We start from the raw sequence: 17234 nt of genomic DNA, 5'->3' as shown, positions 1-17234 counted from the left end.
GGCGCGTCCCCTGTGGCGATGGCTCCAGCGAAGCGCCTCCCGGCCTCGGTGTCTCCGTCGCATCGCCGCGGTCGAGGAGCGTCGAGAGGCTCGCTGCCACCCGGAGACGTCACTCGTTGGCCTCGTCCACGAGTGTCGTCAGGACGCTGCGATCGACTGGACCCAGAATCCGCGCGCTGACGCGGCCCTGCTTGTCCAGCACGATCGTCGACGGCGTGGCGTTGGGCGCGTTCTCCCCCGCGAAGGCCAGCTGCACGGCGGCGTCCTCATCGATCAGCGTCGTGTAGGACACGTCGTGACTCTGGATGAACGCGCGGGCCGTCCCCGCCGAGTCACGGACATCGACCCCGAGGAAGGTCGCGCGCGCACCCTGCTGGTGGCTCACGGCTTCGAGGTCAGCAGCCTCGAGTCGGCAGGGCGCGCAGGCAGCGAACCAGAAGTTGACGACGACGGCGTGCCCTCGGTGCTCGTCGGCCCGGACGACGTGCCCGTCGAGGTCCCGCGCCGAGAAGTCGACGGCCGGCCCGCGGTCCGCTGCCCGGAACTCGGTGACTGCGCCGTTGCCGGAGATGTAGTTCTTCGTGTCGCCGTTCCGGTACTGGCCGCTGAGCCCGTCGTGCTCTCCGGTGCACCCCGCGACGCTCATCGCGATGACCACGAGCAACGCGAGCACCGGTCCACGACGAGTCCCCATGGCAGCAACCTAGTGCGCACCGCCCGCCGGCGCTCGTGATGCCGATCACGCCCTCGCTTCGACACCGCTGCCGCCGTAGGCTGTCGCTTACCACACGTCGGGCAGCGGAGGGAGCCGACCATGCCACGAGTAGTCGGCGCGATCGGACACCTCGTGCTCGTGACGCTGCGGACACTCGGCAGGGTGATCGGTGCCGTCTTCTCTGGTGGAGTCGTGCCGCCGCAGCACCCGGGTCGGCCCGCGCCGAAGCGGCGCGACGAGTACCGGCCGTGACCTCGTCGGCGGACGGGGAAGCCGACTGTCCGAGCGGTAGCGCCTGAGGGCAGGTCTCGCGACCGGGGTGGCCAGGCAGACCCCAGCGAGGCGCTTCTGCCTCCGCCTTGCCTGTTGCCCCGACGTCAGCGGATCAGGCCACGCCGCCGCCATCCGTTCCCCTCGAGCACGGACCGGAGCGGCGACTTGAGTTCCTCCTGCCGGAACCGATGTGGCGGGGTCGCGCTTCCGGTGCGACGTTTCCGTTCCGCCCGACGGACCAGCGCAACGATGATGGTCAGCAGGTTCACGTTGTAGTTCCGGCTGTACCCGCGGTAGGCGCGGAACGCTCCGTTGTTGTAGCCCGCGTCGCGCTCCGAGCAGCGGAACGTCCCGCGCGACGGATCGAGCGTGACGACGTACCGGAAGTTCGGTGACGCCCCTCCGTCACCGAGCACCTCGGCGAGCGCCGGGTCGTCGAAGGCCCAGCGGCCGGTGATCGTCGTCCCGTCGATCTCGAAGACGTACGGGGCTCCCGGGGCGTTGAGCGCGGCGACTCGCGGCATCAGCTCGTGGACGGGTAGTACGGACATGGTTCCCCCTCGCGGGCCACCGATCGTCGGCTGCCCGCGACAAGAGTGAGGTGGATGATGCCCGGCGCGCAACATCTGCACCAGACCGGAGCTACCCTCTGAGCCGTCACCGCAACGTTCGGAAGCAGCCATGACCCACTCCTCCACGGTCCCACTCGGTCCGGCGTCACACCACTTCGTCGAGCAGTACCCGGATCTCGTGTACGCGCAGTTCCGCGACGGGCAGCTGCTGCCCGGCGGTCAGCAGCTGCACTTCGACTTCCTGAAGCCCCGGTCGTCGACACCGACGCCCCTGGTGGTGTTCATCAAGGGCGGCGGGTTCCGCAACGTGCACCGCACTCGGTACCTCCCTGCGCTGGTCCCCCTCGCTGAACGCGGCATCGCGGTCGCCAGCGTCGAGTACCGAACCAGCAACCTCGCACGGTTCCCGGCACCGGTCGAAGACGTCCGAGAAGCGCTCCGCTACCTCCGGAACCATGCGGCCCAGTTCAACCTCGACCCGACCGCGGTCGCGCTCTGGGGCAACTCGGCCGGTGCGACCATCGCCACCATCACGGGCGCGTCCGCGCCGGACGAGGCGGAACCCGTCCGCGCAGTGGCCAGCTGGTACGGCATCCACGACCCGCTCCGGTCCCCCGAGTTCCGAGAACCCGGCTCTCCACTCTTGACGGCGCTCGGCCCCGTGGACCAGTGGTTCACCCCGTCCGATCACATCCGCCCGGACTCCCCGCCCACGTTCCTGCTCCACGGGACGGCGGACACGACCGTCCCGGTCGAGCAGAGCATCTCCCTCGCGGAGACCCTCACCGAGCTGGGCGTCCCGCACGAACTGATGCTCGTCGAGGGCGGCCACCACGACTTCTCGGAGATGTGCACCCGCACGGACGCGCTCAGTCGGACCTACGACTTCCTGCAGCGACACCTCCGGTAGAGCGACCACAGACCGTCTCGGAAGTCCGTCCCCTCAGCGGCTACCGTGACTGTGCCAGCAGCCGTCCCGACACCTCCCAGAGCCGATCTGCCGCGGCAGGATCCAGTGCGTGCGGGAGGACCCCGTGGACTCCTCCCTGGATCGCGGCCACGACCTCCGCCGGATGGCAGTCCTCGTAGTAACCGGGAGTCCCGACCCCGAGCTCCGCCCGGGTCGCAACGAAGACGCTGGTCGCAGCACCTTGCTCGACGGTCTTGGTGGGGTACCGCCGCCGCATGTCGGCGAGCACGGCCGGGTCCCAGTGACGTTGCAGGTTGGTCCAGATGCCGCCGGGCATGACCGCTGACCCTGCGATCCCGTCGTCCGCCCACCGCCGGGTCGCCTCCAGGGCGAAGAGCACGTTGGCCGTCTTCGACTGCCCGTAGGCGAGCCCCGGGTCGTAGGGGTCGCTGTCGAAGAACAGGTCGTCGAAGCGGATCCCCGAGGATGCGTGCCCACTGGAACTCAGCGACACGATCCTGGCGCCGCCCGCCGAGCGCATCGCTGCGTGCAGACCTCGTGCGAGCGCGAAGTGGCCGAGGTGGTTGACAGCGAAGTGCATCTCCCACCCATCCGGAGTGCGCTGCTCGGGCAGGTCCATGACGCCGGCGTTGTTCACCAGCAGGTGGAGCGGCCCCGACCACGAGTCGGTGAACGACCGGATGGATCCGACGTCGGCCAGGTCGACGAACGCCGCATGGACGGCTTCGTTCCCGGTGCTCGCACGGATGTCTGCCGCAACACGGTTCCCCGTCGTGACATCGCGGACAGCGAGGGTGACCGCTGCGCCCGCAGCAGCCAGGGCACGGGCCGTCTCCACACCGATACCCGATCCCGCACCGGTGACGACTGCGGTCCTGTCACGGAGGTCGATCCCGTCGACGACCTCGAGGGCGGTCGACTCGGCACCGAACGGTCCTCGCAGATCCGACATCAGCCGACCCGCGTGGAGGCGATTCCACCGTCGACGTCGATGGTCGAGCCGTGGAGGAACGAGGCCTCGTCCGAGACGGCGAACCGGACGGCGTAGGCGACATCGACGGGACGGACCGGGCGGCCGGCAACGGTCACCGCAGTCATCGCCGCCAGCACGTCCTCACTCGCAGCGTTGCCTGGAGTGCTCGTGGCTCCGGGCGCCACCGTGTTCACGTGGACCCCTCGAGGCCCGTACTCGGCTGCCCATGTGCGCGTCATCTGCTCGAGCGCCGCCTTCGACGCTGTGTACATGGCACCGAAGGGCAGGCCGACTCGGGCCATCCACGATCCGATGTTGACGATCGTTCCACGGCCGCGCTCCGCCATGGCCGGCGCGAGGGCCGCCACGAGCACGTGCGGGGCACGGATGTTGATGCTGAGGACCGCGTCGAGGTCGTCCTCGGCGAGATCGACGGTCGGCGTCGCCGGGTAGATCCCGGCGTTGTTGACCAGGATGTCGATCTGGCCGCCGGCGAGAGCCGAGGCTTCAGCGGCCAACCGGCGGACGTCAGAGGCCGATCCACCGAGATCAGCGACGAGCGGTGACGCCTTGCCGCCCGCACGTTCGATCGTCGTGACGACAGCCTGCGTGCGCTCGGCATCGCGACCGTTGACGATGACATGGGCACCGGACGCGGCGAGTACTCGGGCGATCGCTTCCCCGATACCGCTGCTCGAGCCGGTGACGAGGGCGGTCTGACCGGAGAGTCGGTCATCGGGAGAAAGGGAGACGAGTTCATCCTCATTGGACTGCATGGTCCAGTCCTACCACGGACTGGACCGCCTGGTCCAACGCGGTACGATGGGCTCGTGCAAGGGGCCAACATCACGGAACGCGGTCGAGCTACTCGCCAGCGCATCATCGAGGCAACGGGTCGGGAGATCCTCGCTTCCGGCATCGGCGGCACCACTCTCGACACCGTCCGTGCGGCGACGCTCACGAGCAAGAGCCAGCTCTTCCATTACTTCCCCGGCGGCAAGGCCGAACTCGTCCGTGAAGTCGCCATCTGGGAGGGCGGCGAGCTCCTCGCCGCGCAGAAGCCGTACATCGACGACCTCTCGAGCTGGGAGTCGTGGCACGCCTGGCGCGACGCCCTGGTCGACTACTACATCGGTCTCGGCCGGTGGGCCTGCCCCATCGGTTCGATGGCGACGCAGGCAGCCATGACGGATCCCGAACTGGCTCAGGTCATCACCGACAGCATGACGAACTGGCGGCTGTCGCTCGCCTCGGGGGTTGCCAAGATGCAGAGCGCCGGCGAGGTCGAATCCGATGCCGACCCGCAACGGATCGCCGTCGCCATCCTCGCCGCCCTGCAAGGGGGGCTCATCCTGAGCCAGCCGGAGAAGTCGTCCTGGCCGCTCGAAGCCGCCATCGACGCCGCGCTCGACGTCCTGCACAAGGTCGCCCACACGAGCTGAAGCCGCCAGCACTCCTCATCAGGAGCGTCTGACGGCGCAGCCTGGAGGGACGGTGCCAGCTGGCACCACCCCTCCTGTCCGTCAGCGGCTGCATCCTCACCGAGACGTCGACAGCTTCTTCGCGACGTCCTTCCCCCTCGCCCTCTCCCCCGGGACGACGGACGAGCCAGAACAACGAAGAGAGGCCCGCAGCCATCCGGCTGCGGGCCTCTCTTCGTCGTCGGGTGTGTCAGAACACCCTTCGGTGGGCTGTCTTAAGAACCCGTCGATGCCTGGAGTGGTGCGGAAGACGACGGGCGGCTGAGTCGCCCTATCCTCTGGCGACGCCGGGGCTATCCTCTGGCGAGGGACGGTGCGCTGACGAAACGGGCGCTGACCGGCGATTTTCCGACTTCCGATTCAGTCGCGCCGGTTCGCGAAGGGGCGCTTTCCACCGCCGATACCTCGGACAAAGCCTTCGATGAGAGCGTGCTCCTCGGCCGCCACGCCCTCATCGGACGGATCGGCGGACACTCGCCAACACACCCGTAGCTCGTCGGCGTCGGCGAGTTGGAACACCCACACACCGCCGGCGTGGTTGTCAGCTCTTCCGGCGCCGGTGCGGCGGAACTGCTTAAGCCTCCGGTGGAGGCCATCGCCTCGCATCCCGGACCGAGCGAGCCCGACGTAGAGCACCTGGCAGTCGTCGACCCACGCCTCAGCGAGCCGTTCAAGGGACTGCTGCAGGATTGGTTGACTCGTTCGTTTAGGCCGCGAGTGCGACCTGTGGGTTGATGATCGTCTCGTACTCGATCGGGGTCAACTTCCCCAGACCTCGTTGCCGTCGTTTCCGGTGATAGGTCGCTTCGATCCAGGTGATGATCGCGAGCCGGAGCTCTTCCCTGGTCGCCCAACGTTTCCGGTTCAGGACGTTCTTCTGCAGGAGCGCGAAGAACGATTCCATTGCAGCGTTGTCGGCGCACGCACCGACTCGCCCCATTGATCCGAGCAGGCCGGCATCACCCAGCGCGCGGACGAACTTCTTCGACCTGAACTGGCTGCCCCGGTCCGAGTGGACGACGGTTCCTGCCGGGTTCCGGCGATGCACCGCCATTTGCAGGGCCGCGACGGCGAGCGAGGACCGCATCCGGTCGCTGATCGAGTAGCCCACGATCCGGCGCGAGCAGGCGTCCTTGATCGCGCAGAGGTACAGCTTGCCCTCTGCCGTGTTGTGCTCGGTGATATCGGTCAGCCAGAGCTTGTCGAGGTCTGGCACGGTGAACGCACGGCGGACACGGTCATCGTGCACCGGCGGCCCAGCCTTGCGATTCAGGCCGCGCTTCTTCGCGTGCAGTGACCAGAGCCGCTGCTGCGAACACAACCGCCACACTCGCCGTTCCGACACCGTATGACCGGACGCAATCAGGTCGTCGGCGATGAACCGGTACCCGAACGTCGGATCGTCCCGGTGCGCATCGATCGCTGCGTTGGTCAGGTGCGCGTCCTCCCAGTCCCGCTGAGAAACCGAGTCGGCGCGCCACCGATAGAAGGCCTGCTTCGAGAAACCCAGCACCCGGCAGGTCACCGCGACGGGGACACCATCGTCGGCGAGTTCGAGGACCAGCGCATAGATCATTTTGGGAGTTGCGACTGGGCGAAGTACGCCGCTGCCCGGCGGAGGATCTCGTTTTCCTGCTCGAGCAGCCGGATCCGTTTCTGCGCGTCCCGCAGCTCGGCCTGCTCAATCGCCTTCACGGATGGCGACGCAGCAGCAGGGACGCCGTCATCACGGTCCGCGAGACGCAACCAGCGGGCCAGGCAGAACTCGGACACACCGAAGTCCTTCGCGACCTGCCGCACCGACGTCTCACCCTTCCGGGCGACCGCGATCACATCGCGGCGGAACTCGTCCGGATACGCCTTCACCATGGCACACATCCTTCCAGCAGGAGCCCATGCCCCTACCTCTCAGGAGTCAACCGAACCTGCAGCAGTCCCGTGCGACTCATACCGACGGTGATGGCACTTAACGCAACTTTTCGGCGCAGGGGTGATGCGTGCAGCTGTTGCGTGTAAGCGGCGCAAGGTCACGGCGAACCAGCGATCTCGGTCTATTCAGTCGCTGCCTGGCTGCCAGTCTCGCGCTTCTGCACTCATCGCCTTCCGCGCCGCCTTCAGCTGCGCGAGCTTCTTCGGGTTCTTGTCGAGGTTGATCGCGGGCGTGAAGTGCCGGATCAACTCAGTCTCGACGTCGGCGAGCGGGGTGCTCATGCCATCCGGTGCGGGCCAGACTGCCAGTGTGAGCCGGGCGTGCATCCACGCGGTGAGCTTCGCGTCACCGTCGCCTGCGAGCGAGTACATGCTGAAGTACCCGGGCTTCTCGAGGTTCCGCGGCACGCCGTGCAGTTCGAGCTGGTCGCGCAACAGCGCCGCGAACGACCTCCGCACAGTTGACCCACCGGTGCGCGCAGTGCTGCCCGGGACTGCAGCGAAGTGGTCCCCAAGATCGCGAGAGACAAGGCTCTTCTCGGCCTTGCCGATGTACAGCGGGAGGTCCAGCGATACAGACGGGTGCGCATCAGCGACGAGATCCAGGTCTTGGTGCGCCTGCTCGTCGCCGTAGATCGCGTAGAGGCCTGGTCGCGGTTCGACGTGCGCCGGCGCATCGGTGATGCTCCAGCGAGTGTTGGTGCTAGTCAGCGCTGAGACTGCCTCCGCGGCGAGATCAGAGAGCGTCACAACAGATCAGGACTCGTCGTCGCCTGGCTCGTCTGGATTGCGGCGCCGGATCTTGTCTCGAAGTCGCCCCACGGCCGGTTTGACCTTTTCGTTCCACACCGGGCGGCCGTACTTGACCGCCACGACGACGACGCCGCCGACGACGAGCCCGACGAGGACGAGCGCGCCTGCGACCTCCCTTGACGCGCGATCGGCACTCCGTTCGTGCTCCTGCTTCTCGTCCGCGAAGTCGTAGGGATACTCGGACGCTTCGGCGTTCGGATCGACATCGTCGATCGGCTCGTCCACTTCGACAGGATCCGGCTCTGGCGCGGCGCGCTCGATGAGGCGCGTCGGGTCCACTCCGTTCCAATCGAGCACATCGCGATGGTTCGCGAGGAACCGATGCGTTTGTTCGGGATCAGCGACGTACGAGTTGTCGAATCGACTGTCGGCCCAGGAGGTCTTCCCCGTCCCACGGATATGCAATGAGCCGTCCTGGATCGTGTAATGGCGCGTCTCGCGGAAGTTCTTTCCGTCGTAGTGCGTCGTACGCTCGAAGCCCTCGTTCAGCTCCAACAGTTGGCAGAGAGCTTCGGACGGTTTCGGGAGAGAGGACCGCGGGGCATGAAGGTCGGGTTCCCGCTTGCCTCACCGTCGTTCGGGAGGCGCTGGTAGAACGTTGCGGCGGACCGGTTACGCGGTCGGCGGGGGTGGTGCGGCGCGTCGGGCTCGGGGAAGGTGGCGAGGTCGTCCCAGCCGTGGACGCCGCAGATGCTGAGGGCATGGTGGAGCGGTTCTCGCACCAGGAGGCCGGCGCGGAGCATCGCGAGTGCGCCGCGCTTTTCTGTGTGGTCGGTCGAATCGTTGGTGGTGTGCCAGTGCTGGCCACGGAGCGCGTTGAGGGTGATACCGAGCTGGTATGCAGCGGCGTGCTCGTCGGCGAGGAGCATCGTTTCAGCGGCCTCGGCGCGGGCGTTGTATATGTCGAGGATCGGCTCGATGCTGGTTCCGAACTTCGGCAGCGGCATCGGCTGGTACGTCCGCAGGAAGGTGCCGAGGTCGCGCAGAACGAGGGTGCTTATCGTCGCTGCGCGGTGCCGCGTCCGGGCGTCGGGCTGCTCGTGGAACTCGATGTACTTGTTGATGAGGTCCCGTGGAACGCGGTCGGCGTGGGCGGCGATGGGGCCGAGTTCGTGGAGAGTGTGGCGGTGTGCTCGGCGGTTGGTGCAGTCGGTGATGACGGCCATGGTCTTCCTCGTTCTGATTCGTAGTTGGTGCGCTGTGTGCCGTGTTGGTGGGCGAGCACGGCTGCTGTCTCGTACCGGCGACCTCTCGACATGGGTCTACTGCGGTGCGCGGATGGCGCTTGTGCTCGCCCGTTCGGTTGGGCTTGGTGTCTCGATGCCGGCTTGTTTCGACCGGCTGGGAGTGAAGCTGGCTGCCCGGCAGGCGAGCGACTTTCCGTGTGCTGTCCGAGGACCGGGTTGGAGGTGTGGTCTCGTCGTGACGTGTGCTGCGGGGGGGGGGCTCGCCTGCCGTGTGGCTGGCTTCGAGGGTTCTATGCCGTCTCGTCAGGGCCGGCTGGAAGTTGCGCGCTCAGGCGACTGCGGAGGCGTGCGCGCGGAAGGTGGCGAGGTCCCTCCAGGTGCTGCCCCACTGGTCCTCGGCGGCCCGGCACTGCTTGAGGGTGGTGGCCCCGGCGCGCAGGAGCGAGAGCAGCCGCCGTCCCGCCTTGATGGTGTTCAGATCGTCGCCCCAGTGCTGTCGGCGCAGCTCGTGGACGTTGTCGAACCCGGCATCCGCGGCGGCTGCGGCTTCGTCGCGGTCGTACTGGAGGAGGAAGTGCTGCTCGGCGCAGCGCTGGAAGTGTGCGTCGGTGCGGAGCTTGCGGATGGTGGCGATCTGGAACGCGAACGCGTCCGGCTCGTCCAGGAACGGTTCGACGCGGTAGTGGGCGCGGAACTGCCGCGTGCCGCCCGGGCCGGCGAGGAGGTGGTCGTAGAGGTCGTCGATGCCGCGGCCGTTGAGGTCGAGCCAGTCGAGGACGATCTGCATCTCGCGGCGGCGCTCGTGACGGTTGTGGTTCTGGTGGGAAGCCATGGTGTGGCCCTTTCGTACGGAGGTGGTCGGCACCGGTTCGTGGTGCGCTCCCCCTCTGTGCGCGCTGGCGACGGCCTGCTGTGAATACAGATCTGGGATGCCTGATCTGGAGCGCTGGTCCGGGCGCTGCTCTGGCGCGCTGATCAGGGCTTCCACAGCTGAAGAAGTCGCGCGAGAGGCAAGCAGCAGTTGGCCCCGCAATCGCAAGCGCAGCTCAAGACCTCCCCGTCCGCCTGGATCGTTGGCGGCGGCATAGAGACGTCTCCCTCGTCGCAAGGAGTTCCTCTTGGACCACATCACTGCCACCCGTCTGGCCCGCTGCGACGCGTTCATCGCCGCCGCGGACGCTGAGCACGGCGGCCGCTACGACTACTCGCTGCTGCCCGACGAGTTCGTCAACGTCAAGACTCGGGTGCGGATCGTCTGCCCGGAGCACGGTGTCTTCCGGATGGCGCCGCAGGACCACAAGGCGAAGACGGTGAAGGGCCGAGTGATTCCTGGGCAGGGCTGCCACGACTGCTCCACGCGGCGCGGACCGGCCGCGCGCCGCTTGCAACTCTTCCTCGACCGAGCGCTAGAGGTTCACGGGTCCGGGTATGACTACCGGAACGTCGACTTCGTTGACCAGCGGACCAGCATTCGCATCCGCTGCTTCGAGCACGGGGCCTTCAGCGTTATGCCGAAGAACCACCTCGCTGGTGAGCAGTGTGGGAGGTGCGGTGCCAGGGCGCGAGCAGAGTCCCTCCGCCAGGTCGACAACGCCGGCCAGTTCGGTGACCCCCGCCGCATTGCCCTCGACAAGAAGCGCGCCGCTACCGAGCGACGGAACGAGAAGAAGCGTCTGAAGCGCGAGGCAGCAGCGTCGTTGGACGCTGTCTGAGTTTTCCTGTTCCTGGCCTCGAGCGGCTCGATCCCCTGGCTCTCACGGTTGCTTCGTCCCTACCGTCGAGATCGTCCACACCAACTCCAACGCTGCTGCTGCTGCTGCTGCTGCTGGCAGCGAAGCGGCTGCCCCTGCTGAGTTCCGGAGTGGGCGAGTGAGAAGGAGCCGCATGCCGAACGCCGACAATGACCCGCGCCGCCGTGCGGGGCAACTCGCCGCCATCAGCGGCATCGCACGGATCCCGTTGTCGGACCTGCGCGATCAGAGTCCCCCGAACCTCCAGGCCCTCTACGCCGAACTGCAGGACGGCCAGGCACTGATCCCGGGCTTGAAGATGGGGCTCGGGGCTCTCACCGTGCAGCGGTGGGATCCTGCCTACGCGGCCAAGGGTTGGACCCTCTACGGCGCGGAGCTCACGCTCGACCAGGGGCATCCGTTCGGGTCGATGTTCTACCGCAACGACGCCGACGGCCGGGTGCTGCGTATCGGGGTGAAGTGGCATCCGCCGGTGCAGCAGCTCGAGTTTCCCGCGCTGCACCCGTCGAAGCCGGAGCTGACGTCCGACTGCACCGACGAGGAGGTTGCCGCGGTCGTGTTGGATGCGCGGAGTCGGATAGGGACTCTTGTCGCGGTCAACGCGCAGATCGGGTCGTTCGTCGCCACCGAGGAGTCCGAGAACGCCATCCTCGACGCGTCCGGGCTCGGGCTCGAGCGGCTCTCCGAAGACGACCCGAGGCTCGCTGACCGTGATGCGCGCCCGCCGTCGAGGCCGAGCCGGGGCGGCGCTGATGGGTGACCGGCAGTGGGTGCAGGACATCCGACGCCAGCAGACGATTCTGTCGTTGCCGTTCGGGCTCGGGTGGACGATCGACATCACGCAGACGATGGTCGCGCTCGCGGCTGCGGGGATGCCCGCTCGTGTGGAGGCGTTCGACCGGCTCCGGTTCGAGGACGGCCGGTCCGGGTTCCTGTCCACCCCGAACCCGACCGCCACGATCCACGACGACGGCACCCCTGCTGAACGGACCGAGGACCTCATCGTCATCCCCGGCGGGTCGGAGGGCGGCGTGCTCTCGCTCGCCCGCCGCTACCCGGACCTGGTGTTCGTGAACGGGAAACGGCAACGCGTCTGGGCGAAAGGCAAGCAGGTGTCCGGGTCGTCTATGGAGCGGGACGCGACACCGGGGTGGCGGACCGTGTTCGCCATCGCCCGCACGATTGTCCTGCACGGCGGCGGCACACGCGCTATCGCGGACCGTATCGGCATCCCGCTCGATGACGTGCGCGCCGCGATGCCTGCTCTCGGGGCGAACGTCTTCCACACGCCGATCGGGTGGGAAGCAGTCGACCAGTCTGCCCTGTGCGACTGGACTTTGGCGGCGTATCCGGGTTACGGCGGGGTCCGGACCTGCTGGCGCCGGGACGCCACCAGCGACGCGCAAGCGGACCAGCTGACTGCGCTGTGCGGGGTGATGTCGGACCGGTGGGCGGCGCAGCAATCCGGCGTCATCGTCCCGCCGAACCGGCTGACGGCGTTCTTCGCCCAGCACCCCGACATGGCAGCGCTCGGCTACGAGCCCGCCACCGCGAACGAGGCGACAGTGTCAATCGTCATCCCGCAAGACACCACCATCCTCACCAGCGCGGAGGGGTGCTGCACGGACGGCTTCATCACCGCGCACGTTCTCTACGAAGACAGCTGGGTGGCCGCGAACACGGATGCGGTGAACGGGCTGCGGCAGCTGCTGCACTTCAAGTCGGACCTCGCCCACGACCTCCGCTGGCACCCCAACCATGGCAGCGGTGAGGGCGGGGTGGGCTGATGCTGCAGCTGCTGTCGCTGACGTTGGCGTACGACGACACCCGCTTCTTTGGCTCCGTCATGTTCACCGACCCCGATCAGCCGGACGACAAGCCGGCCACGGTCCTCATCGACCACGCCGAGGAACCGCCCTGGTTCCACCTCACCAACGTCGACCCAGACAGTCAGGACCCTGCGGTGTCGGCGATGGTCGAAGCGGACCGGATCACGCGGTTCCTCCTCCGCTACACGCCCGAACGCATCGGCCGCACCCCCGCCGACTTCCCCCAGCCCTAACCCGCTCTGCTCGCACCCGTTCCCTTTGAAGGTAGTTGCTGATGATGCGTCTGGTGTCCTTGCACCTGTCGAACGACCGGATCCTCTGGGGACATGTCCTCCTCGACGACACAGAAGACCCGGACGCGCACCTGGCGCAGATCCTCGTCCGCCCCATCGACGTCGAGCCCGGGTACGAGCTCTATGACAGGACCAACACGGTCCTGTCGGACCTGACGATCCCGGCGGTTCGGGAAGCGAACCGCATCGTGCAGACCCTCCTCATCCCCGCCTCCGAAATCGCTCGACGGGAGAAGGCCGTCCGGGCGGTGATCCACTCGGGCTACTTGGAAGGGTTTCCGGACGACATGCCCTGGCAGTCGCAGCTGTGGATGTACGCCCGAGGGGAAGTCACCCGCGAACAACTGTCCGCGTACGCCGATGAAGGCCGACCGATCCCCCGCCAACCCGAACAAAGTGCTGTCGGTCCGGCGAACGTTCCCGAGGACTGGTGGCAGACAACGCAAGCCCGCATCCGCCGGAACCTCCTCAACACCACCCTCACCGAGCCTGAAGTCGCTGCCGCACTGCAAATCAGCATCGACGACGTCGGGGAGCTGTTTGAAGCGAACCGGCTGACGAGCTTCGACCTCGACGGCGAAGAACGCATCCCCGACTGGCAACTCGTCAAGGCCGCCCTCCCCGAGTTCGGCGACCCGGCGTCACTGCTGCCCGGCCTCGACGTCCTCTACGCGGCCGCACCCCAGCCGCTCCTCGACGCGGCCGCGATGACCGAGTTCATGACCACACCGCTCGACTTCCTCACCGTCGACGACCGGGTCCTGACCCCGCTCGACTGGATGCGGGAAGGACGGCCGCTGACGACGATCATCGCCCTGTTCCGTGGACGGCGGTGGCGGCCATGACCCGCCGGCCGGACCTGTTCCTTTTCAACGTCGCCTACGACGTCACCGGTGTGCACGGGCACGTGTTCTTCCGCGACCCACCCAGCAGCGTGCTACGGCAGGTCATCATCCGCAGCACCGACACCGGCAACATCTGCGAACCAGCACACGGCGACACCCGCACCGGGTGGGAACCGTTCCTCGAAGAAACCCGCTGGCTCATCGCCCTCACCCAACCCGACACCCCGGAAGACCGCAGCTGATGATGCCTGGGCTCGAATGGGTAAACGCCGCATACAGAGGCCGACCGCAGATCACGCTGCCGTACGGGCTGGGCGATACCACCGACCTCACCAACGCCTTGTCCGTCCTCAAGCTGGCGGGGCTTCGCGCGGTCGTGGAGTCGCACGACACGATCCGCCTCGCCGACGGCCGCCGCGCACGCTTCCCAACCCTCACGCAACAGCCCCGCGGCGAGGACCCGAGCAACGCGGAGCTGCTCCTGATGGCGCCTAGGACCGTGACTGCGACGCAGATTGCGCTCGCGGAGCAGACGGCGACGATGCTGCTGGTCGACGTGGACCGGCGCCGCGTCTGGATCGACGGCAGACAAGCCCTCGGGACGAAGGAGCGGTGGAAGGACGCGGCACCGATCTACGTCGCGTTCGCCGTCGCGCGGATGCTCGCCGTCAACGGCTCCACTTTTGACGGACTGGTGCGAGCGGGGCTGACTGCCGGGCAGGTGGATGACGCGCTCGCGCGCCTTGGGAAGCGCGTGCACCGCACTGACATCGGGTGGGAGTCCCGGCAGGTCGGTGGCCTCGTGGACTTCGCCATCGCCTGCTACCCAGGACCAGGCGGCGTCAGGACCCGATGGACGTCAGACCTGCCGCTGATCGAGCAGGCGGAACGACTCATCAGGGTCGGCTGCCGCATCTCCGGCCGCGCCATCTCTGACCGGCCCGGCTACCCCGCCATCAGCAAGCGGGAGATGCCGTACCGGCTTGTCGCGTTCACCGAGCAGGAGGTCGACATGGCCGTGCTCGGCTTCGAACCCGACACCGTCGGCTTCGCCGGCACCGAACTCATCCGACCCGCGGACCCCACAGCCTTTCTCACCGCGGCCGCCGCCGGCTACACGGACCGCACCGACGACATCATCAGCGCGAACACGCTCCTCCGCGCCGACTACCGCAACGCCGACGACGCGGCCTCACTGCAAGAAGTCCGCAACCGGCTGCAGTTCCTTGCCGACACCGGCTACGACCTCCGCTACAACCTGCCCGACTGACAGCGAGCAATCGATCAGATCGGAGTCGCACCAACCTGCCGTCGGTGCTTCACCGAACTGCGCCACACTCAAGCCGCCAGCTTTGTCTCACCACGACCGACTTCCACCCAAATCGCGTCTCGAGTGAAGCGATACGCCTGGGCGTCACTTCGCCGGATCAGCCGGTCGGGCAGCTGGAGCCACGCATGCACCGGCAGCGGCTCCGGCAGCTCACGCACTTCCATGCCGCGAGCATCCTCCTCGAGCGAGAACGGCGAGCCGGGCACCCAGCGGTCCGAACGACGACGACCCATGACCGCGACAGAAGAAGCCCGCACTGACGTTCGCTTACGGGGCCCTCATCGAGAACATCACCGGACTAGTCATCTGAGACAGAAGAAGCTGCGGCGAGAGCAGGCTGCGCTGGCGCGTCCGTTTGAGGACCGATCAACGAGACACTGTCGGCCTGTAACGTTCGACGTCGCGCTCTTATCGTTGGTCGATGGATCTCGATCAAGTCTGGCCCTTGTTCGGGCTGCGCCTCATCACTCCCAGGCTGGAACTGCGCCCCCTGCGCGACGAGGACCTTCCCGGGCTCGTCGACGTGGCACTGTCGGGTGTGCACGATCCCGCTCGGATGCCGTTCGGTGTTCCGTGGACGGACGCAGAACCGACAACATTGGCGCATTCTCTCGCGCAGTACCACTGGAAGCTACGGTCCGGAGTGAGCCCTGACTCATGGGGTGTGAGCTTCACCGTGCTCCACCACGGCATGCCGGTCGGCGTCCAGGAGTTGCATGCTCGCCGCTTCGCCGCGCGCAAGACCGTCGAGAGCGGATCATGGCTTGCCCTCGCGCACCAGGGCAACGGGCTCGGCACCGAGATGCGGACGGCATTGCTGCTGTTCTCGTTCGATCACCTAGGAGCGGAGTGGGCGGAGTCGAGCGCAGCCGCTTGGAACGAAGCATCCCTGCGGGTGTCGCAGAAGCTCGGATATGAGGTCAGCGGTGTTAGTCGTGCCCAGACTCGCGCGGATGAGGTTGTCGACGAGGTCAGGGTGCGACTACGGCGGGAGGATTTCGCTAGGCCGAACTGGAGCCTGACGACTGAAGGGGTCGAAGCAGCTACTGAGTTCTTGATGTAGCCGGACGGGCAAAGATCCGGACATCTCGTTAGCCGATGGCCTCCCGAGACAACTGCCGGCGTCCGCAGAGAGCCTGAATGAGCCTCGGTCGGCTGCTCAAACTTCTCGGGGTTCCCGCCCCGCAACGTTCGTCTCCCAGTACGCGAAGACGATCGAATCGCCCAGGCTCAATTCCCGAGCGATCGCCGCGGCCAGGCGCTCACCCTTGAGTCGCTGCTCCTGGCCGGTCCGTGCATCCGGCCAGCCAGTCTCGTAGGAGTACAGCGACTCGAATGTCGCAGCCCACTTGCGGATGTCAGCCTGCAGCCACGCCGGTAGCTGGGGCTCCCCATCCGGCGCTCCACCGTCATCCCGCCAGATCGGCCAATCCGCGCTGTAGTCGTTCATGAGCCGGTACCGCATGTCCACAGGATCGCACAGGCGCCAGCGCCGTGGCCCGGAAGAGGATCGCCCACCGGACGCCCTGACCGCGCCACTGCGTCGACCAGGTCGACATCATGGTAGGTCGTGAGGCCCTCTGAGCTGACCCCATCCGAATCGGCTCTCCGCAATGAAGTCTTGGAGATCACTCTGCACGTTGCGAACGAGGGCGTCGAGGCCGTCGTTGACCCACAAACCGCCGGACCAACCGCGTTCGCGCATGATGCGCCAGCGGACCGCGGCACTGTTCTGCTCGACGAGATCGTCCCCCTCCAGCGGTGAGCCCGTGAAGTCGTCGATCGGGACGATCTCCAGCGTGAGCGTTGCGAGTTCAGGGGTCTGGAGCATGACCTCGAACATCGGCCGCAGCAGGGCGATGACTTCTGACACTTCGAGGATCTCGTCCACCACTCGACGCTACTGCCTGAGATCAGCGGAGACTCTAGGTGCTCCGAACGGACAGCTCGTGCCCGTCAGCGATCCGCTCGTCCCGCACGGTGAAGGCCTTACGTTCACGAGGAGTGAGCCAGGAATCGGACATGGGGTCGAGGAGCCGTATCAGGTCCGCCACGGACAGCGAGGTACCCAAGCGATCACCGTGACCGCTGAGTGGTCTCGTCCCTCAGGCCGGGCCGTCCGATGGCCGATGGTCATCCGGATACGCACGAGAGCGGAGCTACCCCTGGGGGTAGCTCCGCTGTCAGGTTCATGCGGACTTGCTGACGGCGGTTTCCTTTATCCATGCGGTGATGTCGATCGGTTGCGTCGGGGGCAGAGTCAACGCATCAGGCCTGATCGGCTTCCCCTGCACCGGAGTCACTGCTCACCT

At 67.1% G+C, this 17234-nt stretch carries 24 protein-coding genes; 11 read left to right on the top strand and 13 right to left on the bottom strand.

The window, feature by feature from the left end:
* Window positions 1–109: 109 nt before the first annotated feature.
* Window positions 110–694 (bottom strand): TlpA family protein disulfide reductase, encoded by a 585-nt coding sequence (locus SOM35_RS16840; protein WP_111075434.1) that lies wholly within the window; start codon window positions 692–694, stop codon window positions 110–112.
* 120 nt (window positions 695–814) lie between these two features.
* Here SOM35_RS16840 and SOM35_RS16835 point away from each other — a divergent pair, with 120 nt between their 5' ends.
* On the top strand, window positions 815–967 hold the full coding sequence (locus SOM35_RS16835) for a hypothetical protein (protein WP_320516271.1): 153 nt from the start codon (window positions 815–817) through the stop codon (window positions 965–967).
* A 125-nt stretch (window positions 968–1092) separates the two neighbouring features.
* On the opposite strand, the gene SOM35_RS16830 is transcribed toward SOM35_RS16835, so the two are convergent.
* Window positions 1093–1539 (bottom strand): hypothetical protein, encoded by a 447-nt coding sequence (locus SOM35_RS16830; protein ID WP_320516270.1) that lies wholly within the window; start codon window positions 1537–1539, stop codon window positions 1093–1095.
* Window positions 1540–1669: 130 nt separating this feature from the next.
* Between SOM35_RS16830 and SOM35_RS16825 the strand changes: the two genes are divergently transcribed.
* Entirely contained in the window at window positions 1670–2470 is an 801-nt protein-coding gene (locus SOM35_RS16825) for an alpha/beta hydrolase (protein ID WP_320516269.1), read from the top strand.
* A 40-nt stretch (window positions 2471–2510) separates the two neighbouring features.
* Here SOM35_RS16825 and SOM35_RS16820 read toward each other — a convergent pair whose 3' ends face one another.
* Entirely contained in the window at window positions 2511–3443 is a 933-nt protein-coding gene (locus SOM35_RS16820; protein ID WP_320516268.1) for an SDR family NAD(P)-dependent oxidoreductase, read from the bottom strand.
* The gene (locus SOM35_RS16815; protein WP_320516267.1) at window positions 3443–4240 is read right to left on the bottom strand and encodes an SDR family NAD(P)-dependent oxidoreductase; all 798 of its coding nucleotides are present in this window, start codon (window positions 4238–4240) and stop codon (window positions 3443–3445) included. Before SOM35_RS16815 ends, SOM35_RS16820 begins: the two co-directional genes overlap by 1 nt.
* A 54-nt stretch (window positions 4241–4294) precedes the next feature.
* Between SOM35_RS16815 and SOM35_RS16810 the strand changes: the two genes are divergently transcribed.
* Window positions 4295–4906: a TetR/AcrR family transcriptional regulator gene (locus SOM35_RS16810; RefSeq protein ID WP_320516266.1), complete on the top strand. Its 612-nt coding sequence runs from the start codon at window positions 4295–4297 to the stop codon at window positions 4904–4906.
* A gap of 399 nt (window positions 4907–5305) precedes the next feature.
* Here SOM35_RS16810 and SOM35_RS16805 read toward each other — a convergent pair whose 3' ends face one another.
* The 6 genes from SOM35_RS16805 to SOM35_RS16780 form a co-directional block, all read right to left on the bottom strand.
* Window positions 5306–5581 (bottom strand): hypothetical protein, encoded by a 276-nt coding sequence (locus SOM35_RS16805; protein WP_320516265.1) that lies wholly within the window; start codon window positions 5579–5581, stop codon window positions 5306–5308.
* A 70-nt stretch (window positions 5582–5651) separates the two neighbouring features.
* Window positions 5652–6814, bottom strand: a protein-coding gene (locus SOM35_RS16800) for an IS3 family transposase (RefSeq protein WP_320516264.1) whose coding sequence is annotated in 2 segments (ribosomal slippage) — window positions 5652–6535 and window positions 6535–6814 — 1164 coding nt in all. Because the reading frame shifts where the segments join, the coding sequence is not laid out codon by codon here.
* A gap of 186 nt (window positions 6815–7000) precedes the next feature.
* Window positions 7001–7624, bottom strand: coding sequence for a GIY-YIG nuclease family protein (locus SOM35_RS16795; protein WP_320516263.1), 624 nt, complete (start codon window positions 7622–7624; stop codon window positions 7001–7003).
* Window positions 7625–7630: 6 nt separating this feature from the next.
* Complete coding sequence (locus SOM35_RS16790; RefSeq protein WP_320516262.1) at window positions 7631–8182, bottom strand: hypothetical protein; 552 nt, start codon at window positions 8180–8182, stop codon at window positions 7631–7633.
* Window positions 8173–8853, bottom strand: a complete 681-nt coding sequence (locus SOM35_RS16785) for a hypothetical protein (protein ID WP_320516261.1) — start codon at window positions 8851–8853, stop codon at window positions 8173–8175. Before SOM35_RS16785 ends, SOM35_RS16790 begins: the two co-directional genes overlap by 10 nt.
* 349 nt (window positions 8854–9202) lie before the next feature.
* Complete coding sequence (locus tag SOM35_RS16780; protein WP_320516260.1) at window positions 9203–9706, bottom strand: hypothetical protein; 504 nt, start codon at window positions 9704–9706, stop codon at window positions 9203–9205.
* A 286-nt stretch (window positions 9707–9992) separates the two neighbouring features.
* Between SOM35_RS16780 and SOM35_RS16775 the strand changes: the two genes are divergently transcribed.
* From SOM35_RS16775 to SOM35_RS16745, 7 genes are all read left to right on the top strand, one after another.
* Complete coding sequence (locus SOM35_RS16775; RefSeq protein WP_320516259.1) at window positions 9993–10586, top strand: hypothetical protein; 594 nt, start codon at window positions 9993–9995, stop codon at window positions 10584–10586.
* Window positions 10587–10758: 172 nt separating this feature from the next.
* Window positions 10759–11385 carry a hypothetical protein gene (locus SOM35_RS16770; RefSeq protein WP_320516258.1) on the top strand — a complete coding sequence of 209 codons (627 nt, stop codon included), beginning with the start codon at window positions 10759–10761 and terminating at the stop codon, window positions 11383–11385.
* A gap of 88 nt (window positions 11386–11473) precedes the next feature.
* Window positions 11474–12412 (top strand): hypothetical protein, encoded by a 939-nt coding sequence (locus tag SOM35_RS16765; RefSeq protein ID WP_320516257.1) that lies wholly within the window; start codon window positions 11474–11476, stop codon window positions 12410–12412.
* Window positions 12412–12687 (top strand): hypothetical protein, encoded by a 276-nt coding sequence (locus tag SOM35_RS16760; protein ID WP_320516256.1) that lies wholly within the window; start codon window positions 12412–12414, stop codon window positions 12685–12687. The genes SOM35_RS16765 and SOM35_RS16760 overlap by 1 nt, the downstream gene beginning before the upstream one ends.
* 41 nt (window positions 12688–12728) lie before the next feature.
* Entirely contained in the window at window positions 12729–13592 is an 864-nt protein-coding gene (locus tag SOM35_RS16755) for an antitoxin VbhA family protein (protein WP_320516255.1), read from the top strand.
* A complete protein-coding gene (locus tag SOM35_RS16750; RefSeq protein WP_320516254.1) occupies window positions 13589–13834 on the top strand; it encodes a hypothetical protein in 246 nt (81 codons plus the stop codon). The genes SOM35_RS16755 and SOM35_RS16750 overlap by 4 nt, the downstream gene beginning before the upstream one ends.
* Entirely contained in the window at window positions 13834–14862 is a 1029-nt protein-coding gene (locus tag SOM35_RS16745) for a hypothetical protein (RefSeq protein ID WP_320516253.1), read from the top strand. Before SOM35_RS16750 ends, SOM35_RS16745 begins: the two co-directional genes overlap by 1 nt.
* Window positions 14863–14930: 68 nt before the next feature.
* Here SOM35_RS16745 and SOM35_RS16740 read toward each other — a convergent pair whose 3' ends face one another.
* Window positions 14931–15155, bottom strand: a complete 225-nt coding sequence (locus tag SOM35_RS16740) for a hypothetical protein (RefSeq protein ID WP_320516252.1) — start codon at window positions 15153–15155, stop codon at window positions 14931–14933.
* A gap of 188 nt (window positions 15156–15343) precedes the next feature.
* On the opposite strand from SOM35_RS16740, the gene SOM35_RS16735 reads away from it, so the two are divergent.
* On the top strand, window positions 15344–15985 hold the full coding sequence (locus SOM35_RS16735; protein ID WP_320516251.1) for a GNAT family N-acetyltransferase: 642 nt from the start codon (window positions 15344–15346) through the stop codon (window positions 15983–15985).
* A 96-nt stretch (window positions 15986–16081) separates the two neighbouring features.
* Here the strand turns inward: SOM35_RS16735 and SOM35_RS16730 are convergent, their stop codons facing one another.
* Window positions 16082–16372 (bottom strand): hypothetical protein, encoded by a 291-nt coding sequence (locus SOM35_RS16730; RefSeq protein WP_320516250.1) that lies wholly within the window; start codon window positions 16370–16372, stop codon window positions 16082–16084.
* A gap of 108 nt (window positions 16373–16480) precedes the next feature.
* Window positions 16481–16813 carry a hypothetical protein gene (locus SOM35_RS16725; protein ID WP_320516249.1) on the bottom strand — a complete coding sequence of 111 codons (333 nt, stop codon included), beginning with the start codon at window positions 16811–16813 and terminating at the stop codon, window positions 16481–16483.
* Window positions 16814–17234: the final 421 nt, after the last annotated feature.

It is taken from the genome of Curtobacterium sp. CFBP9011, assembly GCF_034045095.1.
GTDB lineage: Bacteria > Actinomycetota > Actinomycetes > Actinomycetales > Microbacteriaceae > Curtobacterium.
This window is presented reverse-complemented; position numbering and strand designations above follow the sequence as displayed.